At 72.1% G+C, this 17,887-nt stretch carries 18 protein-coding genes; 11 read left to right on the top strand and 7 right to left on the bottom strand.

All coding sequences use genetic code 11. The annotated features are described in order from the left end of the window. Window positions 1-53 precede the first annotated feature (53 nt). The 4 genes from AC54T1_RS05125 to AC54T1_RS05110 all read right to left on the bottom strand — a co-directional run bounded on the left by AC54T1_RS05125 (window position 54) and on the right by AC54T1_RS05110 (window position 4,233). On the bottom strand, window positions 54-875 hold the full coding sequence (locus AC54T1_RS05125) for an HAD family hydrolase (protein WP_484344864.1): 822 nt from the start codon (window positions 873-875) through the stop codon (window positions 54-56). Next, on the bottom strand, window positions 872-2,419 hold the full coding sequence (gltX, locus tag AC54T1_RS05120) for a glutamate--tRNA ligase (protein ID WP_496911286.1): 1,548 nt from the start codon (window positions 2,417-2,419) through the stop codon (window positions 872-874). Before gltX ends, AC54T1_RS05125 begins: the two co-directional genes overlap by 4 nt. Window positions 2,420-2,527: 108 nt before the next feature. After that, a complete protein-coding gene (locus AC54T1_RS05115) occupies window positions 2,528-3,319 on the bottom strand; it encodes a fumarylacetoacetate hydrolase family protein (RefSeq protein WP_496911285.1) in 792 nt (263 codons plus the stop codon). 17 nt (window positions 3,320-3,336) lie between these two features. Next, window positions 3,337-4,233: a class I SAM-dependent methyltransferase gene (locus AC54T1_RS05110; protein WP_496911284.1), complete on the bottom strand. Its 897-nt coding sequence runs from the start codon at window positions 4,231-4,233 to the stop codon at window positions 3,337-3,339. A gap of 109 nt (window positions 4,234-4,342) precedes the next feature. Here AC54T1_RS05110 and AC54T1_RS05105 point away from each other — a divergent pair, with 109 nt between their 5' ends. Genes AC54T1_RS05105 through AC54T1_RS05095 form a run of 3 tightly spaced genes read left to right on the top strand, consistent with a single transcriptional unit; the run spans window position 4,343 to window position 6,753 of the window. Beyond that, window positions 4,343-5,326, top strand: a complete 984-nt coding sequence (locus tag AC54T1_RS05105) for an aldo/keto reductase (protein ID WP_496911283.1) — start codon at window positions 4,343-4,345, stop codon at window positions 5,324-5,326. 1 nt (window position 5,327) lies between these two features. Then, window positions 5,328-5,726, top strand: a complete 399-nt coding sequence (locus AC54T1_RS05100) for an MmcQ/YjbR family DNA-binding protein (RefSeq protein WP_496911282.1) — start codon at window positions 5,328-5,330, stop codon at window positions 5,724-5,726. Between the two features lie 10 nt (window positions 5,727-5,736). After that, window positions 5,737-6,753 carry a 3-methyladenine DNA glycosylase gene (locus AC54T1_RS05095; RefSeq protein ID WP_496911281.1) on the top strand — a complete coding sequence of 339 codons (1,017 nt, stop codon included), beginning with the start codon at window positions 5,737-5,739 and terminating at the stop codon, window positions 6,751-6,753. On the opposite strand, the gene AC54T1_RS05090 is transcribed toward AC54T1_RS05095, so the two are convergent. Next, a complete protein-coding gene (locus AC54T1_RS05090) occupies window positions 6,678-8,141 on the bottom strand; it encodes an alanine/glycine:cation symporter family protein (RefSeq protein ID WP_496911280.1) in 1,464 nt (487 codons plus the stop codon). The two genes, AC54T1_RS05095 and AC54T1_RS05090, sit on opposite strands and share 76 nt — an antisense overlap. 71 nt (window positions 8,142-8,212) lie before the next feature. Between AC54T1_RS05090 and AC54T1_RS05085 the strand changes: the two genes are divergently transcribed. Next, complete coding sequence (locus tag AC54T1_RS05085) at window positions 8,213-9,034, top strand: endo alpha-1,4 polygalactosaminidase (RefSeq protein ID WP_496911279.1); 822 nt, start codon at window positions 8,213-8,215, stop codon at window positions 9,032-9,034. A gap of 85 nt (window positions 9,035-9,119) precedes the next feature. Beyond that, the gene (locus AC54T1_RS05080; protein WP_496911278.1) at window positions 9,120-11,723 is read left to right on the top strand and encodes a DEAD/DEAH box helicase; all 2,604 of its coding nucleotides are present in this window, start codon (window positions 9,120-9,122) and stop codon (window positions 11,721-11,723) included. Between the two features lie 10 nt (window positions 11,724-11,733). Here AC54T1_RS05080 and AC54T1_RS05075 read toward each other — a convergent pair whose 3' ends face one another. Next, window positions 11,734-12,372 (bottom strand): GNAT family N-acetyltransferase, encoded by a 639-nt coding sequence (locus AC54T1_RS05075; RefSeq protein ID WP_496911277.1) that lies wholly within the window; start codon window positions 12,370-12,372, stop codon window positions 11,734-11,736. 79 nt (window positions 12,373-12,451) lie between these two features. On the opposite strand from AC54T1_RS05075, the gene ybaK reads away from it, so the two are divergent. After that, on the top strand, window positions 12,452-12,955 hold the full coding sequence (gene ybaK / locus AC54T1_RS05070) for a Cys-tRNA(Pro) deacylase (protein WP_496911276.1): 504 nt from the start codon (window positions 12,452-12,454) through the stop codon (window positions 12,953-12,955). A gap of 77 nt (window positions 12,956-13,032) precedes the next feature. Here the strand turns inward: ybaK and AC54T1_RS05065 are convergent, their stop codons facing one another. After that, complete coding sequence (locus AC54T1_RS05065) at window positions 13,033-14,547, bottom strand: DUF2079 domain-containing protein (protein WP_496911275.1); 1,515 nt, start codon at window positions 14,545-14,547, stop codon at window positions 13,033-13,035. Between the two features lie 78 nt (window positions 14,548-14,625). Between AC54T1_RS05065 and AC54T1_RS05060 the strand changes: the two genes are divergently transcribed. The 5 genes from AC54T1_RS05060 (at window position 14,626) to AC54T1_RS05040 (ending at window position 17,885) form a co-directional block, all read left to right on the top strand. Beyond that, the gene (locus tag AC54T1_RS05060; RefSeq protein ID WP_496911274.1) at window positions 14,626-15,384 is read left to right on the top strand and encodes a YggS family pyridoxal phosphate-dependent enzyme; all 759 of its coding nucleotides are present in this window, start codon (window positions 14,626-14,628) and stop codon (window positions 15,382-15,384) included. Between the two features lie 69 nt (window positions 15,385-15,453). After that, window positions 15,454-16,251, top strand: a complete 798-nt coding sequence (locus AC54T1_RS05055; RefSeq protein WP_496911273.1) for a hypothetical protein — start codon at window positions 15,454-15,456, stop codon at window positions 16,249-16,251. Window positions 16,252-16,355: 104 nt separating this feature from the next. Further along, a complete protein-coding gene (locus tag AC54T1_RS05050) occupies window positions 16,356-17,240 on the top strand; it encodes a CPBP family intramembrane glutamic endopeptidase (protein ID WP_496911272.1) in 885 nt (294 codons plus the stop codon). 14 nt (window positions 17,241-17,254) lie between these two features. Then, window positions 17,255-17,449 carry a helix-turn-helix transcriptional regulator gene (locus tag AC54T1_RS05045; protein ID WP_496911271.1) on the top strand — a complete coding sequence of 65 codons (195 nt, stop codon included), beginning with the start codon at window positions 17,255-17,257 and terminating at the stop codon, window positions 17,447-17,449. Next, entirely contained in the window at window positions 17,436-17,885 is a 450-nt protein-coding gene (locus AC54T1_RS05040; protein WP_496911270.1) for a hypothetical protein, read from the top strand. The genes AC54T1_RS05045 and AC54T1_RS05040 overlap by 14 nt, the downstream gene beginning before the upstream one ends. The last annotated feature ends 2 nt before the right edge of the window (window positions 17,886-17,887 follow it).

Below are 17,887 nucleotides of genomic sequence, written 5' to 3'. Positions count from 1 at the left end.
CGTGGAACATTACCGGAGTCCGGGCCTACCGCCAAACCGGGGGTCCGCGCCGCTCACCGACGGGCGAGGTTCTCGACCTCCGAGAGCGTCGCGACGACGGGGATGCCGGCCTCGCGGGCGAGCTCCGGGTCCTCGACGTGCGGCCCCCCGCGGCGCCCACCCGGCCGGTCGAGCCACACCCCGACGAGGCCGGCCGCACGCGCAGCGAGAGCGTCCACGTCGAGCTCGTCGCCCACGTACATCGTCCGCGCCGGATCGGTCCCGAGCCGCGCGCACGCCTCGAGGAACACCCTGGGGTCGGGCTTCCCCACCCCGAGGGTGTCGACGCCGACGAGCAGCGGCACGGACCCGAGACCGACGTGGTCGAGCTTGCGCTCCTGGTACGCGGCAGCCGCGTTCGACAGCGCACCGACCCGCACCCCGAGCGCTCGCAGAGCACTCACCACCGGCGCAGCGTCGTCGTGCGCCCGCCACCCGGCCTGGAAGGCCGCTTCGAAGACGGCATCCCACGCGGGGAAACCCTCGCGAGTGACGGGCGCTCCTGCGAACACTCGTTGGAGCTCCTCGGCACGCAGGAGCCGCTGCTCGGCGAACGTCAGCTCGCCCCGGGTGTACGCCCGGTAGCGACCGCCCGAGTCCGTGCGCCAGACGCCGACGACCTCCGGGTACCGCGTCGCGTCGAGGTGCGGCAGGTACGTCCGGGCGATCGCCTCCATCGCCCGGACGAAGGCACCCCGCGTGTCGACGAGGGTGTCGTCGACGTCGAACAGCACGCCGTCGCAGGGCGCGCCGGCGAGCGTCCGGGCGACCGGGGCCCGCGGGGACCCAGCCGGGGCCGGCTGGGCCTCGTCGTCCCGGACGCTGCGTGCGCTCACACCGTGGAGCGCAGCACGCGCAGCCGGGCGAGCGAGGACTCCTTGCCGAGGATCTCCATCGACTCGAACAGCGGCGGCGACACCCGGCGCCCCGTGATCGCGACACGCAGCGGCGCGAACGCGAACTTCGGCTTGACGCCCATGTCCTCGACGAGCGCCGCCTTGAGGGCCTCCTGCTGGGACGCGGGGCTGAAGTCCTCGAGGCCGGCGAGCACGTCGATGGCCCGCTCGAGGATCGCGGGCGCCTCCGGCTTGAGCGCCGCGACCGCCTCGGGCTCGAGGGCGACCGCGTCGTCCGCGACGAAGAGGAAGCCGAGCATCCCGGGGGCCTCGCCGAGGAGTGTCATGCGCTCCTGCACGAGCGGCGCACCGGCGTCGAGCAACCGCTGCTGGGCGGGGCTGAGCTCCGCGTAGGTGCCCGCGGGCAGCACGCCCGCGTCGTGCAGGTACGGCACGAGCCGGTCCCGGAAGTCCTCCGGGGCGAGCATCCGCAGATGGGTGGCGTTGATCGCCTCGGCCTTCTTGAGGTCGAACCGTGCCGGGTTGGCCAGGACGTCCGAGATGTCGAACGCGGCGACGAGCTCGTCCACGCTGAAGATGTCGTTGTCCGCCGAGATGCTCCACCCGAGGAGGGCGAGGTAGTTGAGCAGACCCTCCGGGGTGAAACCGCGCTCCTTGTGCAGGAAGAGGTTGGACTCGGGGTCACGCTTGGAGAGCTTCTTGTTGCCCTCCCCCATGACGTACGGCAGGTGACCGAACTTCGGCATCGTCGTCGCGATGCCGAGGTCGAGCAGGGCGCGGTAGAGCACGACCTGACGCGGGGTGGAGGACAGGAGGTCCTCCCCACGGAGCACGTGGGTGATCTCCATGAGCGCGTCGTCCACCGGGTTGACGAGCGTGTAGAGCGGCTGCCCGTTGGCGCGGACGATGACGAAGTCGGGGACGGTCCCGGCCTTGAACGTCACGTCGCCACGGACGAGGTCGGTGAAGGTCACGTCCTCGTCCGGCATGCGCAGGCGGAGCACCGGCTCGCGCCCCTCGGCGCGCAGCGCGGCCTTCTGCTCGTCCGTGAGGTGCCGGTCGTAACCGTCGTAGCCCATGGCCTTGGGGCGGCCGGCAGCGACGTTGCGGGCCTCGATCTCCTCGGGGGTCGAGAAGGACTCGTACGCGTACCCGCCCTCGACGAGCTTCGCGACGACGTCGCGGTAGAGGTCGGAGCGCTGCGACTGCCGGTACGGCTCGTGCGGCCCCCCGACCTCGACGCCCTCGTCCCAGTCGAGCCCGAGCCAGCGCATCGCCTCGAGCAGCTGCAGGTAGCTCTCCTGCGAGTCCCGCTCGGTGTCGGTGTCCTCGATGCGGAACACGAACGTGCCGCCCGTGTGGCGTGCGTACGCCCAGTTGAACAGCGCCGTCCGGATGAGCCCGACGTGCGGCGTGCCCGTCGGGGACGGGCAGAAGCGGACGCGGACGCCGCTCACGGCGGGGTCTGCGTCGGTCACGGGGAGGGGGGACAGCGCACTCACGGACACACCTGGTTTTCGCATCGGGGTCGGCACCGCCGGTCCCGGCGGCCCACACCAGCCTAGCGACTCGCACAGGCCCCGAGCCGCGACCGGTGGGCGCCGCGAGCCGCACGACCGGTCGCGCGGCGCTCAGTCGTCGTAGCTGCGGCGCACCACGGGGTTGCTCAGCACGCCGATGCCCTCGACCTCGCACTCGACCCGGTCGCCGGCGACGATCGGGCCGACCCCGGCGGGGGTGCCGGTGAGGATGATGTCCCCGGGCAGCAGCGTGAACGCCTCGGAGATGTACGAGACGAGGAAGGCGACGTCGAAGACGAGGTCCCGGGTGCTGCCGTCCTGGCGGGGCTCACCGTTGACGCGCGAGCGCACGCCGAGCTCATCGGTCTCGAGGTCGGTGACGATCCAGGGACCGATGGGGCACGAGGTGTCGAAGCCCTTGGCGCGTGCCCACTGCCCGTCCGACCGCTGGGCGTCGCGCGCGGTGACGTCGTTCGCGACGGTGTACCCGAGGACGTGCTTGAGCGCGCTCTCGGGAGTGACGTTCTTCGTCACGCGCCCGATGACGACGGCGAGCTCGGACTCGTAGCTCACGTCGCTCGTGAAGTCGGGCAGCACGATGGGGTCGTCCGGTCCGATGATGGCCGTGTTGGGCTTGAAGAACAGCAGGGGTGCCGCGGGGAGCTCGTTGCCCATCTCGGCAGCGTGGTCCGCGTAGTTGCGACCGACGCCCACGACCTTGGACCGCGGGATGACGGGGGCGAGGAGCCGGACGCCGTCGCCGATCTCGATCCGTTCACCCGTGGGAGTCACGGGCATGTAGAGGGGGTCCCCGGTGAGGACGGCGAGGTAGTCCTTGCCGTTCTCGGTCTGCACGAGGCCGAATCGTGGGTCGTCTCCAGTGGTGAATCTCGCGATGCGCACGGGCCCAGCCTACGACGTCAGACGCGGGCGAGGATCTCGCCGTTGAGCACGCTGAACCACCCGTCGGGCTGCTCCGCCCAGCGCTGCCACTCGTGCGCGAGCTCCTCGAGCGCGACGTCGTCCGCGAGCCCGGCTTCCTTGGCCTGGACGGCGAAGTTGGACGCGATGCACCGCTCGGCCCACAGCCCGCCCCACCACGTGCGGGCCTCGGGGGTCGCGTAGCACCAGACGCCCGCGGAGGCGGTGAGCTGCTCGGCGTCGAAGCCGGCCTCCTCGAACCAGGACAGCAGGCGTCGCCCGGCGTCCGCCTGGTAGCCGTAGGCCGCGGTGACCTCGTGGTAGAGCGTGTTCCACTCGGTGAGACCCGCCGACTCGGGGAACCACGTCATGGCCGCGTAGTCCGCGTCGCGTGCCGCGACGATGCCGCCGGGGCGGGCGACCCGTCGCATCTCGCGGATCGCGGCGAGCGGGTCGGACAGGTGCTGGAGGAGCTGGTGGGCGTGCACGACGTCGAAGGAGTCGTCCTCGAAGGGGAGCTCGTAGGCGTTAGCCTGCTCGAAGGTGACGTTCAAGGCGCCCGACGTCTGCGCGAGGTCGCGCGCGCTGTCGAGGATCGCGGTCGCCGCATCGACGCCGACGACGCGTCCGGGTGCGACGATCCGGGCGAGGTCGACGGTGAGCGTGCCGGGCCCGCAGCCCACGTCGAGGATCGTCATGCCCTCGCGGAGCAGCGGGACGAGGTGCGCGGCCGAGTTCGCCGCGTTCCGGGACCGGTGCGAGCGCAGCACCGACTCGTGGTGCCCGTGCGTGTAGGACTCCGACTCCCGCGACTGCTCGCTGCCCAGCGCGCCGGTCGGGGCTTGCCGGAGCGAGTCGGACTGGGCGGCGGTGCGCACGGGTGCGGACTGGTTCATAGTCACGACGGTATGCCCGTCGTGCGCCCGCGAGACAAGGTTCTCAGATCGTGGTCATGCTGGCCCGGCGACTGGTCGTCGACGCAGACCGCGGCGTACGTTCGCTGGCATGACCACCTCCCCCGCGCTGCGGCGCGTCGGCACGTCCGGCCTCACTGTCTCCGTCGTCGGTCTGGGTTGCAACAACCTGGGCCGTCCACGCACCGCGACCGAGTCGCTCGAGGGCAGCCGCGCCGTCGTGCACGCGGCTGTGGACGCCGGCATCACGTTCTTCGACGTCGCCGACGTCTACGGCTCCCGGCCAGGGCTCTCCGAGGAGCTGCTGGGTGCGGCGCTCGGTGCTCGGCGCGACGAGGTCGTCGTCGGGACGAAGTTCGGCATGGACGTCCGTGGGGCCAACGGGCCCGACTTCGGGGCGCGCGGGTCGAGGGACTACATCGTCCGTGCCGTCGAGGCGTCCCTGCGGCGCCTCGGGACCGACCGGATCGACCTCTACCAGTTCCACACCCCCGACCCGGGCACCCCCGTCGAGGAGACGCTCCGCGCTCTGGACGACCTCGTGAGCGCGGGGAAGGTGCGCTACATCGGCCACTCGAACCGGGCCGGCTGGCAGGTCGCCGACGTCGAGCACGTGGCACGGACGCTCGGCACCGAGCGGTTCGTCTCCAGCCAGAACCACTACAACCTCCTCGACCGCCGGGCGGAGCTCGAGATCGTCCCGGCCGCAGCCGCCTACGGGCTGGGGATCCTGCCGTACTTCCCGCTCGCGAACGGGCTGCTCACGGGCAAGTACAGCCGTGCGCACCGCCCCACCGACGGCCGCCTCACGCACTCCAAGCCCGCCCTGCTCGAGTCGGCCCCGTGGGACGCCCTCGAGACCTTCTCCGCGTTCGCCGCAGACCGTGGGCTCACCGAGGTCGAGGTCGCGTTCTCGTGGTTGGCCGCGCAGCCCACGGTGGCGAGCGTCATCGCAGGCGCTACCCGGCCCGAGCAGGTGCAGCAGAATGCCGCAGCGGTGCACCCGCTCTCGGCTGACGACCTCGCTGCCCTCGACGCGATCTTCCCTGCGCCCGACCCCGTCGCCCTGTTCTGACATGAGCGACCTGGCGGACGTGCGGCGCCTCGCCCTCGCGCTGCCCGGGACCACCGAGGGCACGACGTGGGGAAACGTCGGCTGGCGTGTGCGGACGACGCTGTTCGTCTGGGAACGTCCGCTCGGCCCGACAGACGCGGCCCGGCTCGCTGCGGTCGGCGCACCGCTCCCCGAGGGGCCGCTCGTCGCCGCGTACGTGCCCGACGTCGGGGTCCGGGACGCCCTCATCGCCGACCGGCCCGACGTCTACCTGACCATCGAGCACCTGGCATCGCGGGACATCGTGCTCGCGCGGCTCGCTACGATCCCCGACGACGAGCTGGCCGAGCTCGTCGAGGACGCCTGGCTCTGCCGGGCTCCCGCGCGGCTCGTCGACGAGCACCTGCGCGGGCATCCGTAGACTCGGGAGCATGCTCACCACCGCCGGAGAACCCGCGCTCGCTGCGTCGGTCTGGCAGCCGCGCGCGGAGGCCCACGCGGCGCGCGCGGACGCACTCACGGCTGGGTGGCGGGAGCGCCGGGCCGCCGGTGGGCAGCACGAGATCGACGACTTCCTCTTCACGTACTACAAGACCCGTCCGGCGCAGCTGCGCCGCTGGCACCCGGGCGTCGGCGTCGTCCTGCACGACGGCGCCCTGCACGACGACGTCGGGGATCCGACATGCCGTCCGCCCGGGCCGGGCGTGGCCGGGATCGAGGAGCGTCTGACCTGGCGCTGGCACACAGCGACCCCGGGCGGTGGGGTGACGCTCGACGCCGCGGCCTTCGTCGCCGACCGCGGCGCCACCGTGACCTACGTGCGCGACCTCCTCGCAGCGACGGCGAGCAGACCGGCGAACACGGCATGCTTCGGGCTGCACGAGTGGGCGATGGTCTACCGGCAGGGCGGGGACGCGCGCCACGGCCTCCCCCTGCGGCTCGGTCCCGACGGCACGGACGCCGTCGTCGAGGCGCACCAGATCCGCTGCTCCCACTTCGACGCGTTCCGCTTCTTCACACCGCAGGCGCGTCCCCTCAACCGGTTGCAGCCGACACGCGAGACGCAGCCCACGGACGAGCAGCCGGGGTGCCTGCACGCGACGATGGACCTCTACAAGTGGGTCTCGAAGCTCGGGCCCGCCGCGCCGGGTGAGCTCGTCCTCGACTGCTTCGAGCTGTCGCGGGACGTGCGCCAGCTCGACATGGAGGCCTCCCCCTACGACGTCTCGGGGCTGGGCGCCGAGGCCGTCCGCATCGAGACGCCCGAGGGCAAGGCCCTCTACGCGCGCCGCCAGCGCGCGTTCGCCGAGCGTGCCGCCCCGCTGCGCGCAGCGATCGTCGCGGCGTGCGACGTCGTGCTCGCCGCCGGCGGCTACGCCTTGTCGTCGACGCCGGTCGCCGCCGCCCGTGCCGCCCAGACGTCCCCGGGCAGCTCGCCCGGCAGGTAAGGGTTGTTCGACGCGACGAACCGGTCGCCCCCGCCGGTGTCCCGCAGGTGCTCGTAGTCGCGCAGCGCGCCGAACGCCCACTTCCCGAGGAGGGTGATCGCGACGAGGTTGACGATGGCCATGAACCCCATGGCGACGTCCGCGAGCGCCCACACGGTCTCGAGGCTCAGCAGTGCTCCGAAGCCGACGGCCGCGAGAACGAGCGTCCGCAGACCGGTGAGTGCCTTGCCCTGGATTCCGAGGAACGTGAGGTTGACCTCGGCGTACGAGTAGTTGCCCAGGACTGAGGAGAACGCGAAGACGAGGACCAGGACCGTCATGAGCGGTGTCGTCCAGTCCCCGAGCGTGGCCGCGACCGCGTCGGTGGTCAGAGCGGCTCCCGCCGCCTCCGTCGTCGTCCCCGGGTCGTAGACGGACGGTCCGGCGACGAGGATCATGCAGGCCGTCGCCGTGCACACGACCATCGTGTCGACAAACACCCCCAGGGACTGGACGAGGCCTTGCTTGGCCGGGTGGCTCACGGTCGCCGTCGCGGCGGTGTTGGGAGCGCTGCCCATCCCCGCCTCGTTCGAGAAGAGCCCGCGCTTGACGCCGTTGACCAGGGCGGCCAGCAGCCCGCCGCCCGTCCCGGCCACCGCCTCGTCGAGGCCGAACGCACCTTCGACGATCTGTCGCAGGACTCCGGGCACAGCATCGATGTTCAGCGCCACGATCAGGAGCGCGAGCAGCACGTAGACGCTGGCCATGATCGGCAGGACGATTCCGACGACCGAGGCGACGCGTCGGACGCCGCCGAAGAGCACGGGGGCCGCGAAGACGACGAGGCCCACGGCGGCCCACGCGGTGCTCACGCCGTGGCCGGTGGCGAGCGCGTCGCTGATCGTGTTGGCCTGGACCATGTTGAACGCGAATCCGAAGGTGAAGATGAGCAGCACGGCGAAGAGCACGGCGAACGGTCTGGACCCCAGACCGCGCTGGATGTAGTAGGCCGGGCCGCCACGGAAGCTGCCGTCAGGGTTACCGACCTTGAACATCTGGGCGAGCGTGGCCTCGATGAACGCCGTGGCCATGCCGACGAGCGCCACGACCCACATCCAGAAGATCGCCCCCGGGCCGCCGAGCGTGAGGGCGATGGCCACACCGACGATGTTCCCCGTGCCGACGCGGGACGCCAGACCGACGCAGAACGCCTGGAACGACGAGATGCCGCCCTCGGAGTCACCCCTCGAGCGCAGCACCACCCGCAGCATCTGGCGTGCCAGGCGCACCTGCACCGCGCGGGTCCTGACCGTGAAGTAGATGCCGACGCCGACGAGGAGATAGACGAGGACATAGCTGTAGAGGACGTTGCTCAGGGGATCGATCACTGAGGTCCGGAACGCATCCATCCGATTCTCCCTGCTCGCGCCACTCGTCCCGCACCGTGGAGTGTGCGGAGATTGTCGGGTTGACTGCTTCCATGCATCGTCCAGCAGCGCTCGTCGTTCCGCTCGTCGTCGCCCTCGCCCTCAGCGGCTGCGGGCGCACGGGGCAGCCGTCCGTGACCCTCCCGCCAAGGGGGGCCGGCGTCGACTACCAGCTGGCGTCCGGCTACCCGCCGGCCGACGACGTGGGGATCGTCGTCCGCGACGCGAGCGACACCCCCGCCATGGGCCTCTACTCGATCTGCTACGTCAACGCGTTCCAGACGCAGCCGGACACGACGTCGTGGTGGGTCGAGCACCACCCCGAGGCGGTCCTGCGCACGCCGACCGGCGAGCCGTTCGTCGACCCGGACTGGCCGGACGAGGTCCTGTTCGACACGTCGGACCGGTCAGCCCGCGAGGTCGTCGGTGCGGCGATGAACGACCTCGTCGACGACTGCGCCGAGGCAGGGTTCGACGCGGTCGAGCTCGACAACCTCGACACGTTCACGCGCTCCGACGGCGCTCTCGCCGAGGAGGACAACCTCGCGCTCGCGGCGATCATCGTCGCCCACGCCCACGCGCGCGGTCTGGCCGTCGCGCAGAAGAACACCGTCGAGCTCGAGGGGCGGGGGAAGGCGCTCGGGTTCGACCTCGTCGTCGCCGAGGACTGCCAGGTCTACGCCGAGGATGACGAGTGCGGCCAGTACCTCGAGGTCTACGACTCCATGATCGAGATCGAGTACGCCGACAGCGAGGACTTCGCCCGTCTCATGGAGGAGGCCTGCGCCGCACGCGGGTCGCACGTGTCGATCGTCGGCCGGGACCGCGCCCTGACCGACCCGGGAAGCCCGGGCTACGTCTTCGAGACCTGTTGACCGGCCGCGGCGAGCGCGACCACTCGTCGAACGCCGCCTACCGGCCTGTCGGCCACCGCGCTCGCCGGGCGGCAGACCTGGGACAATGGGCAAGGTGTCCATCTCCGCGCCCGTCCAGATCAGCCTCCTCGACCACATCCCGCCCGCCGGCGCGTCCGGCGAACCGGACCCGGACGAGCTCTACGAGGGCTTCACGTCCTGGGCGCAGGACCGCGGGCTGGACCTCTACCCGGCGCAGTCCGAGGCGCTCATCGAGCTCGTCTCCGGCTCGCACGTCATCCTCAGCACGCCGACCGGCTCCGGCAAGTCGCTCGTCGCGATGGGCGCGCACTTCGCCGCCCTGGCCGCGAACAAGCGCACGTTCTACACCGCGCCCCTCAAGGCGCTCGTGAGCGAGAAGTTCTTCGCACTGGTCGAGGCGTTCGGGTCGGCGAACGTCGGCATGATGACCGGGGACTCGTCCGTCAACCCCACCGCACCGATCATCTGCTGCACGGCGGAGATCCTCGCGAACATCGCCCTGCGCGACGGCGCGGACGCCGACGTCGACCAGGTCGTCATGGACGAGTTCCACTTCTACGCCGACCCCCAGCGCGGGTGGGCGTGGCAGGTGCCACTGCTCGAGCTGCCCCGGGCGCAGTTCCTGCTCATGTCGGCGACCCTCGGCGACACGAGCGGCTTCGCTGCGGAGCTCGAGCAGCGCACCGGCCGCCCGGTGGCCGAGGTGACGAGCGCCGACCGGCCCGTGCCCCTGAACTTCAGCTATGTGGTGGAGCCGCTCACCGAGGTGCTCGACGAGCTCGTGCACACCCACCGCGCGCCGGTGTACGTCGTGCACTTCACGCAGAAGGACGCGGTCGACCGCGCACAGTCGCTGCTGAGCATGAATGTCGCCTCGAGGGCGGAGAAGGACGCGATCGTCGCCGAGCTCGCGGACTTCCGGTTCAGCTCGGGCTTCGGCAGGTCGCTGAGCAAGTTCCTGCGGCACGGCATCGGGGTGCACCACGCGGGGATGCTGCCCAAGTACCGCCGGGTCGTCGAGCGGCTCACGCAGAAGGGCCTGCTGAAGATCGTCTGCGGGACGGACACCCTCGGGGTCGGGATCAACGTGCCGATCCGCACGGTGCTCCTCACGAGCCTCGTGAAGTTCGACGGCGAGCGCATGCGCCACCTCTCCGCGCGGGAGTTCCACCAGATCGCCGGCCGCGCCGGACGCGCCGGCTACGACACGGCGGGTGACGTGCTCGTCATGGCACCCGAGCACGTCATCGAGAACCGCAAGCTCCTCGAGCGTGCGGGCGACGACCCGAAGAAGCTCAAGAAGATCGTCCGCAAGAAGGCGCCGGCGGGCGCGGTCAACTGGACGGACAAGACGTTCGAGCGGTTGCGCGACTCCGAGCCGGAGCTCCTCACCAGCCACTTCACCGTCAACCACGCGATGGTCCTCAACGTCCTCGCCCGCGGGGCGAACGGCGACAAGGACCCGATCGCCGCGATGCGTCACCTGCTCAACGCGAACCACGACTCGGAGGGCCAGAAGGCTGCCCACGTGCGGCAGGTCTTCCGCATCTACCGCTCGCTGCGCCAGGCGGGCATCGTCGAGAAGGTGGCCGACGCCGGACCGCGCGGCTACACCGTCCGCCTCACGGTGGACCTGCCGCGGGACTTCGCGCTCAACCAGCCGCTCTCGCCGTTCGCGCTCGCCGCCCAGGAGCTGCTCGACCAGGAGTCCCCCACGCACGCGCTCGACGTCGTCTCGGTCATCGAGGCGACGCTCAGCGACCCGCGCCAGGTGCTCTACGGTCAGCAGCGCGCCGCACGCGGCGAGGCGATCGGCGCGCTCAAGGCCGAGGGCTACGACTACGACGAGCGCATGGCGGCGCTCGAGGACGTGTCGTGGCCCAAGCCGCTCGCGGAGCTGCTCGACGCCGCGTTCGCGACCTACAAGCGCGCGAACCCGTGGGTGGCCGACCAGGAGCTCTCCCCGAAGTCGATCGTCCGGGACATGGTCGAGCGGGCCATGACCTTCGCCGAGTTCGTCTCCCGCTACCAGCTGGACCGGACCGAGGGGGTCGTGCTGCGGTACCTCGCCGACGCGTACCGGACGCTCCGGCAGACCGTCGCCGCCGAGCACCGTACGGAGGAGGTCGAGGAGATCACGGAGTGGCTCGGGGAGCTCGTCCGTGGGGTCGACTCGAGCCTGCTCGACGAGTGGGAGCGGCTGTCCCACCCCGTCGACGAGGCGGGCGTCGTCGTGGCCGGGTCCGACGGGAGCGCCGCGGAGCAGGCTCCGGTGCGGCCGATCACGGGCAACGTGCGGTCGTTCCGCGTCCTCGTCCGCAACGCGATGTTCCGCCGGGTGGAGCTCGCCTCCCGCGAGGCGTACTCCGTGCTCGGAGACCTCGACGGGGCGTCCGGCTGGGACGCGCACGCCTGGCGTGACGCGCTCGACCCGATGTTCGAGGACTACGGTGACGACGCGATCGGGGTCGGTCCTCAGGCCCGCTCCCCCAAGCTCCTGAGCATCACCGAGCAGGTCGAGGGAAACCCTCGCCTGTGGGCGGTCCGTCAGGTGCTCGACGACCCTGACGGCGACCACGACTGGGGGATCACCGCAGTCGTCGACCTCGATGCCTCGGACACCGAGGGGCAGGCCGTCGTGCGCATCACCGGAGTCGCGCCCATGTGAGGTGCGCCCCTCACACGCGCTGGTCGGGACGAACCGGGCTCAGGCCGGTCGGCACCGTCCACTCGCCGACCGGGCCCGGCCCGTCGTCACGGTGGCGGGTGCCCGCCCACGCGTCGGTCGGGGCGCCACGGTGGTCGAGCCAGCCGCGGAGCGTCCCGCCGAACGTGAAGCCCGTCTTCCAGGCCACCCGTCGCGAGCCGACGTTGCCGACCGCTGCGAGCCAGAGCACGGTCTCGAGCCCGAGGTCGTGGAAGCCGTGGTCGAGCAGCAGGGTGACCGCGGACGTCATGACGCCCCGGCCACGGACGGCCGGGTGGGCGCCGAAGCCGATCTCGGCCCGGCGGTTCCCCCGGTCACGCAGGGAGAGGCTGCCGGAGAATCCCCGGCTCCCGTCGGGGTGGGTCGACTCGATGGCGAAGAGGTGCACAGACCCGTCGCCCCAGCCAGCGGGAGCCACCGTCGTGACCCAGTCGGACGCCAACGTCGCGTCGTACGGGACAGGGACCGTCGTCCAGCGCACGGAGAGCGGGTCGGTGCACTGCTCGACCACGCCTGCGACGTCCGCAGGGCGGTGGGCACGCAGCGTCACATCCCCGCTGACGAGGGTGGGGACGGCGTCGGGGAACTGGAGCGGCGCGCTGAGAGGCATGGGGCATCTCAGCACCTGCACGCGCCGCACGTCGAGCACTTTCCTCTCCCTCGCGGCCCCCAGCGGCTAGCGTGGGGTCATGGCGAAGAAGGTCGCTCGGTCCGGGACGTCGGGGACGCCAGCCCTCGTCGCGCTCGAGCGCGCCGGCGTCGCGCACACGGTCCACCCGTACACCCACGACCCGACGAGCGAGCTGGGCTACGGCCTCGAGGCTGCCGCCGCGATCGGTGTCGAACCGGCACGGGTGCTCAAGACGCTCATGACGCAGGTGGACGGCTCGCTCGTCGTCGCGGTCATACCTGTGGACCGCAAGCTCGACCTCAAGGCCCTCGCGCACGCCGCGGGCGGCAAGAGGGCCACGATGGCGGACCAGGTTGCCGCCGAGCGGGCGACGGGGTACGTCGTGGGCGGCATCTCGCCGCTGGGCCAGCGCCAGGCGCACCCGACGATCCTCGACGAGTCGGTTCTCGCGTACGACGCCGTGTACGTCTCCGGGGGGCGCCGCGGGCTGGACGTGGGCCTGGCGCCCACAGACCTGCTGCGGCTGACGCAGGGCACGGCCGCACCGATCTCCCGCACCTGAGCAGCGCACCCGGAGAGCACGCACCGAGCGAGGTCAGACCACGGCTCCCGAGCGCTCGTCGCGCAGGTCCTGCTCGCTCACTCGACGCGCTGCACGACGACGTAGCCCGAGTCGTCGAGCACCTCGGCATACCGCGCTCCGGGATACGCGCGCTCGGCGTACTCCGCCACGTCACGCGGCGGTCCCGCTCCCCACGTCGCGCGGTCGACGACGACGTAGTCCGGGCGGGCCGTCGGGTCGGCACCGATCCAGAACACCCGACGCTGCCCCGCGAGCTGCACGATGAGTCCGCGGTCGGTCGCGACCGACGCGCCCGGTGGCACGGCCGCGACGGCACGCTCCGCCGCGGCATGCCGGGGGCTGCGCTCGTACGACGCCGCGTCCGCGAGGTCCGCGAGCGGGTACCGCGGGACGAGGAGCACCGCGAGCGCCAGCATGATCGCGGGGGCGACAAGGGCGTACCTCCGCACGATCGCCCTCGGGCTCGTGCCGAGGGCTCGCAGTCCCTCGATCGCGGCGACGAAGACGATCGGCATGAGGATGACCGAGTAGTGCCAGGTCGTGCCCCAGTAGAACTCCGTCGAGCCCAGGAACCGCCACGCGAGCGTGGGGACGACGAGCAGCACGAGCGGGGAGCGCAGTGCGACGAACGCCGTCGTCGCGAGCAGGAGCACGACCGTCTCGACCTTGACGGCCGGGGTGACGAGGTCGGCGGCCATCTGCAGGACGGTGCCGAGAAGCCCGTCGCTCGTCCCGGACGCGCCCTCGTCGGTGAGGTTCCCCCAGTAGTCGTAGCGGCCTGCCGGGTTGAACGCCGGCACGATGACGCCGACGACGAGCGCCATCCCGAGTGCTCCGGCGCCCGCGACGAGCGCACCGAGCCGCCGCTGCCCGCGCATCCACAGCACGAGCCCGAACGCTGCGACGGTGAGCCCGAGGTCCTCCTTGACCCCGAGGAGCAGCACGATCCAGACCGCGCTCGCCCGCCACCGCCCCTCGAGGTAGGCCACGAGGCCGAACGCGAGCAGCGGCACGGCGAGCGCGTACTCGTGGAACTGGACGTCGACCGCCGACTGGATGCCCCAGGAGAACGCGTACGCGGCGCCGAGACAGAGCCCGCGCACGGGTCCGAGGATCCGGCGGGCCGCGAGCGTGATCGGGACGACGGACACCGCGACGAGGACGCACTGCGCGACGAGAAGGGTCACGGGGGTCGGGAAGAGTCGGTAGAACGGTGCCAGCACGGCCAGCAGCGGCGAGAAGTGGTCGCCGAGCTGATGGAACCCCGGGCCCTTGATGTCGACGACCGGCGCGCCGAGGTGCGCCCAGCCGCGCACGGCCTGCTCGAAGATCGCGAGGTCCCACGACGGGTTGTCCCACCGGTACCAGCGCGCGAGGGACAGCGCGAGGTAGGCGACGAACGCGAGGACGGTCAGGACGGCCACCGGCCAGACCGCTGGGCCGTCGTCGACGACGATGCTGCCGGGGGCCCGTCCCCCCGGACGGGACCGCGGCTCGCCCGTCGACCCGCGGACGCTCGGGTCCGCAGGGCCTGGCGGCTCCTCCGGGATCGTCACGCGCGCGGTGGTCACCTGCACAGTCTTCCGCACACGGGGAGTACGGCGCCGCTCACGACCACCGCCGGCCGTGCGATCGCTACGATTGTCCGCGTGCCGATCCCCGACCTCACACCCGCTCTGCGGCGGGTGCACGAGCGCGTCGTGGCGGCGTGCGCGGCGGCGGACCGCCCGGTGAGCGACGTCGACGTGCTCCTCGCGACCAAGACGCAGCCCGTCGAGGTCGTGCGCGCCGCAGCAGCTGCCGCCAGGGCACTGGCCGCCGATCCGGACCGCCCCGTCCTGCTCGGGGAGAACCGCGTGCAGGAGCTCGCGGCGAAGGCTGCAGGCCTCGCCGGGCCCGGCCTCACCGCCCACCTCATCGGGCCGCTCCAGTCGAACAAGGTCAACGCGGCGCTGCGGGCCCTCGGACAGTACCCGTCGGCGTGCATCGAGAGCATCGACTCGCTGGTACTGGCGGAGCGGGTGGGCTCGCGGTGGTCCGCCGAGCACGACACGCCCCTTGACGTGATGATCCAGGTGAACGTCTCGGGCGAGCCGACCAAGGCCGGTGCGCGGCCCCAGGACGCGGCTGCGCTCGCCGCGCAGGTCGCCGTGACGGCGGGGATCCGTCTGACGGGATTCATGACGGTGGGCGCGAACACGTCCGACGAGGACGAGGTGGGTGCCGGGTACGCGCTGCTCGCGGCGATCCGCGACGAGGTGGTGGGCTCCGGCGCCCCAGGGTGCGCGAGCGCGGCCGGGTTGTCGATGGGCATGAGCCGGGACCTCGAGCTCGCGATCCGCCACGGCGCGACGACGGTCCGGGTGGGTACCGCGGTCTTCGGCGCCCGCCCCGCGCTCGGCGGCTAGCGCCGTCCGGCTCTCGCGCACGGACGGGCTCGTTTTGCTCCGGGGGCAGCGATGCGGGATGGTCGGAGCATGAAGATGCCGTTCTCCCGCCGCTCCGCCTCCAACGACCTCCCCGACGGCGCCACCGAGGAGTGGTCGGCGGACGACAACGCTGTCCTCGTGCGCCTGACGTTCGTCCCGGACCCCCGCGACGACGCCGCGACGGCCGACCGGCTGTCCGCTGTCGTCGTCGCGACGGTCGCCGCCGTGCAGGCCGGCGAGTTCGGGCACTCGATCCCCGAGGGCACACGTGATGCCGGCGTGCGGATCGTCGTCGACACGGGCTCCGTGCCGCTCGGCCCCCTGGCCGCGCGGCACGTCGAGATCCTCCAGGAGCGGCTCGGTGTGTCCATCCCGCTGAGCGTGGTGACCCAGGACCCGCCCACGGTTTCGGAGGACGAGCCGGTCGAAGCTCCGGCAGTCACGACGACGGCCGTTCCAGCAGGGCCGGCCCCCCTCGCCACCGAGCCCTCCCCCGGGCTCGTCGCCGCACCGTACATGTGGGACGAGGAGAACGACCGGCTCCGGGCCGAGATCGTCCACCTCGGCGCGGCAGGCGACGACGCCCAGACCGCGGCGGACGTCCGCGCCCTCGTGGAGCTGACGATCGCGGCCCTGGGGGCACCGACCACCCGTGGTCTCGTCCCGGCGACGGCGCCGGCCGACTACCCGGTCTGGCTCACGGTCGTCGTCAACGACGATGCCGTCGGTCCGTTGACCGAGAAGCTGTTCGAGGCCGGGGAGGCCCAGTTCGAGGACACCCGCGTCGACTTCGTGGCCATGACGGAGCCGCGCGCGACGGTCGAGGAGATGCTCGCCGCCCGCTGACCGCCCCCCGCCGCGGCGGTGTCAAAGACGCTTGACAGGACAGTCGGAGGTCAAGCATCCTTGACATATCTAGTCAAGGATCTTTGACACCGCCGGGAGCCCGCATGTCGTTGCTCGATCACCTCCAGTCCCTCTCCCCGCCGACGTCGACGTCCGTCGTGCTCGTCGTCGCCGTCCTCGCGCTCGTCATCCACGAGCCCCTGTCCGGACGCCGCTCCTACGCCCGCTTCCGGGCGGAGGAAGCCGTCGAGGGCGAGCCGGCGCGCGTGCGGTTCTACCGCTCCTGGACCCGTCAGGGGTGCGTCACCGCAGCGCTCGCGCTCGCGCTCGTGCTCGCGCTGCCCGGCGTCGGGCTCTCCGAGATCGGCTTCCGGCTCCCCGACCTCGCCGGGGCAGACCGGTTCGGGCTCACGGACGGCACGATCACGTCCTCCACCGTCGCCGGGATGATCACCGGTGCTCTGCTCGCCGTCGTCGGCACCATCGTCGCCGGCCTCGTCGTCTCCCGGCGCCGGGCCCGCACGACGCCGGACGGCGAGACAGGCGCGGCAGCACCCCAGGCCGCCCGGGGGCAGATGGCAGCCGTCCTGCCCATGCTGCCCCGCACGCCCGCCGGCCGGCGCGGGTGGGCCATGCTCTCGCTGAGCGCCGGGGTGACCGAGGAGATCACCTACCGGGGGCTTCTCCTGCTCACTCTCGCCGTGCTCCTGCCGGCGAGCACCTCGCAGCTCACGCTCGTCGTCACCGCTGCAGCGCTGTTCGGCATCGCGCACGCCTACCAGGGCTGGACCGGGATCCTCGCCACCGGGCTCGTCGGAGGCGTCCTCGCTGCCCTCTACCTCGCCACCGGCAGCCTGCTGCTGCCCGTGGTGCTGCACACCCTCGTGGACCTGCGGGTGCTGCTGCTGCCCGCCTCGGCCCTCGCGACCGACGACCCCGCCGCGCCGACCCCCCAGGGAGCCGGCCCGGCGCACCATCCCTCCGCCTGACGAGAGGAGTCCTCGTGCGCAACGACGTCCGCCGCCTCCGCGAGGCCGCCGGTCTCTCCCAGGGTGCACTCGGCACTGCCCTGGGCGTGTCCCGGCAGACCATCAACTCGATCGAGACGGGCAAGTACGACCCGTCGTTGCCGCTCGCGCTCGCCCTCGCCCGCTTCTTCACCACGACCGTCGAGGAGATCTTCCATGTCGACCCCTGACCCTGCTCCGCCCCGCGGCCCGTCTCCCCGTCGCACTGCCGGCGGCCAGCGGGCCCTCGCACTCACGGCCGGTGGATTGGTGCTCGCCATCGCCGGGACCTACGCCGCCTTCGGCGACTGGGCGACGGCATCCGGGGTGCTCTGCGGGGGCGGTCTCGCGCTCGCCCTGCTCTCGGTCGCCGGACGCCGTGCCGCGCGCCGGGGGGCGGACGCAGCCACCGCGGAACGCGTCTTCTCGGGCCGGGGCGACGAACGCGACGTCCGCGTGTACCTCACGACCATGACCGTCGTCGGACTCGTCGCGTTCGTCACCGCGTCGCTCCTGCCCGCGGCCGTGAACCTCGGGCTCGACGCCGACGCCGCGCTGCGGTCCCTGCCCTACGTGCTCCTCGCGACAGGCGGCGTGACGTTCGTCGTCGTCGACCGCCGCACCTGAAC

This window comes from Sanguibacter sp. Z41_6, from assembly GCF_059621145.1.
Note: the sequence above shows the minus strand (reverse complement) of the source record. Positions and strands in the feature narration are given on the sequence as shown.

Coding starts and splice junctions, on each gene's coding strand:
- gltX (WP_496911286.1), bottom strand. CDS start 2,419: ATGCGAAAACCAGGTGTGTCCGTGAGTGCGCTGTCCCCCCTCCCCGTG.
- AC54T1_RS05110 (WP_496911284.1), bottom strand. CDS start 4,233: ATGAACCAGTCCGCACCCGTGCGCACCGCCGCCCAGTCCGACTCGCTC.
- AC54T1_RS05105 (WP_496911283.1), top strand. CDS start 4,343: ATGACCACCTCCCCCGCGCTGCGGCGCGTCGGCACGTCCGGCCTCACT.
- AC54T1_RS05100 (WP_496911282.1), top strand. CDS start 5,328: ATGAGCGACCTGGCGGACGTGCGGCGCCTCGCCCTCGCGCTGCCCGGG.
- AC54T1_RS05095 (WP_496911281.1), top strand. CDS start 5,737: ATGCTCACCACCGCCGGAGAACCCGCGCTCGCTGCGTCGGTCTGGCAG.
- AC54T1_RS05090 (WP_496911280.1), bottom strand. CDS start 8,141: ATGGATGCGTTCCGGACCTCAGTGATCGATCCCCTGAGCAACGTCCTC.
- AC54T1_RS05085 (WP_496911279.1), top strand. CDS start 8,213: ATGCATCGTCCAGCAGCGCTCGTCGTTCCGCTCGTCGTCGCCCTCGCC.
- AC54T1_RS05080 (WP_496911278.1), top strand. CDS start 9,120: ATGGGCAAGGTGTCCATCTCCGCGCCCGTCCAGATCAGCCTCCTCGAC.
- AC54T1_RS05075 (WP_496911277.1), bottom strand. CDS start 12,372: ATGCCTCTCAGCGCGCCGCTCCAGTTCCCCGACGCCGTCCCCACCCTC.
- ybaK (WP_496911276.1), top strand. CDS start 12,452: ATGGCGAAGAAGGTCGCTCGGTCCGGGACGTCGGGGACGCCAGCCCTC.
- AC54T1_RS05055 (WP_496911273.1), top strand. CDS start 15,454: ATGAAGATGCCGTTCTCCCGCCGCTCCGCCTCCAACGACCTCCCCGAC.
- AC54T1_RS05050 (WP_496911272.1), top strand. CDS start 16,356: ATGTCGTTGCTCGATCACCTCCAGTCCCTCTCCCCGCCGACGTCGACG.
- AC54T1_RS05040 (WP_496911270.1), top strand. CDS start 17,436: ATGTCGACCCCTGACCCTGCTCCGCCCCGCGGCCCGTCTCCCCGTCGC.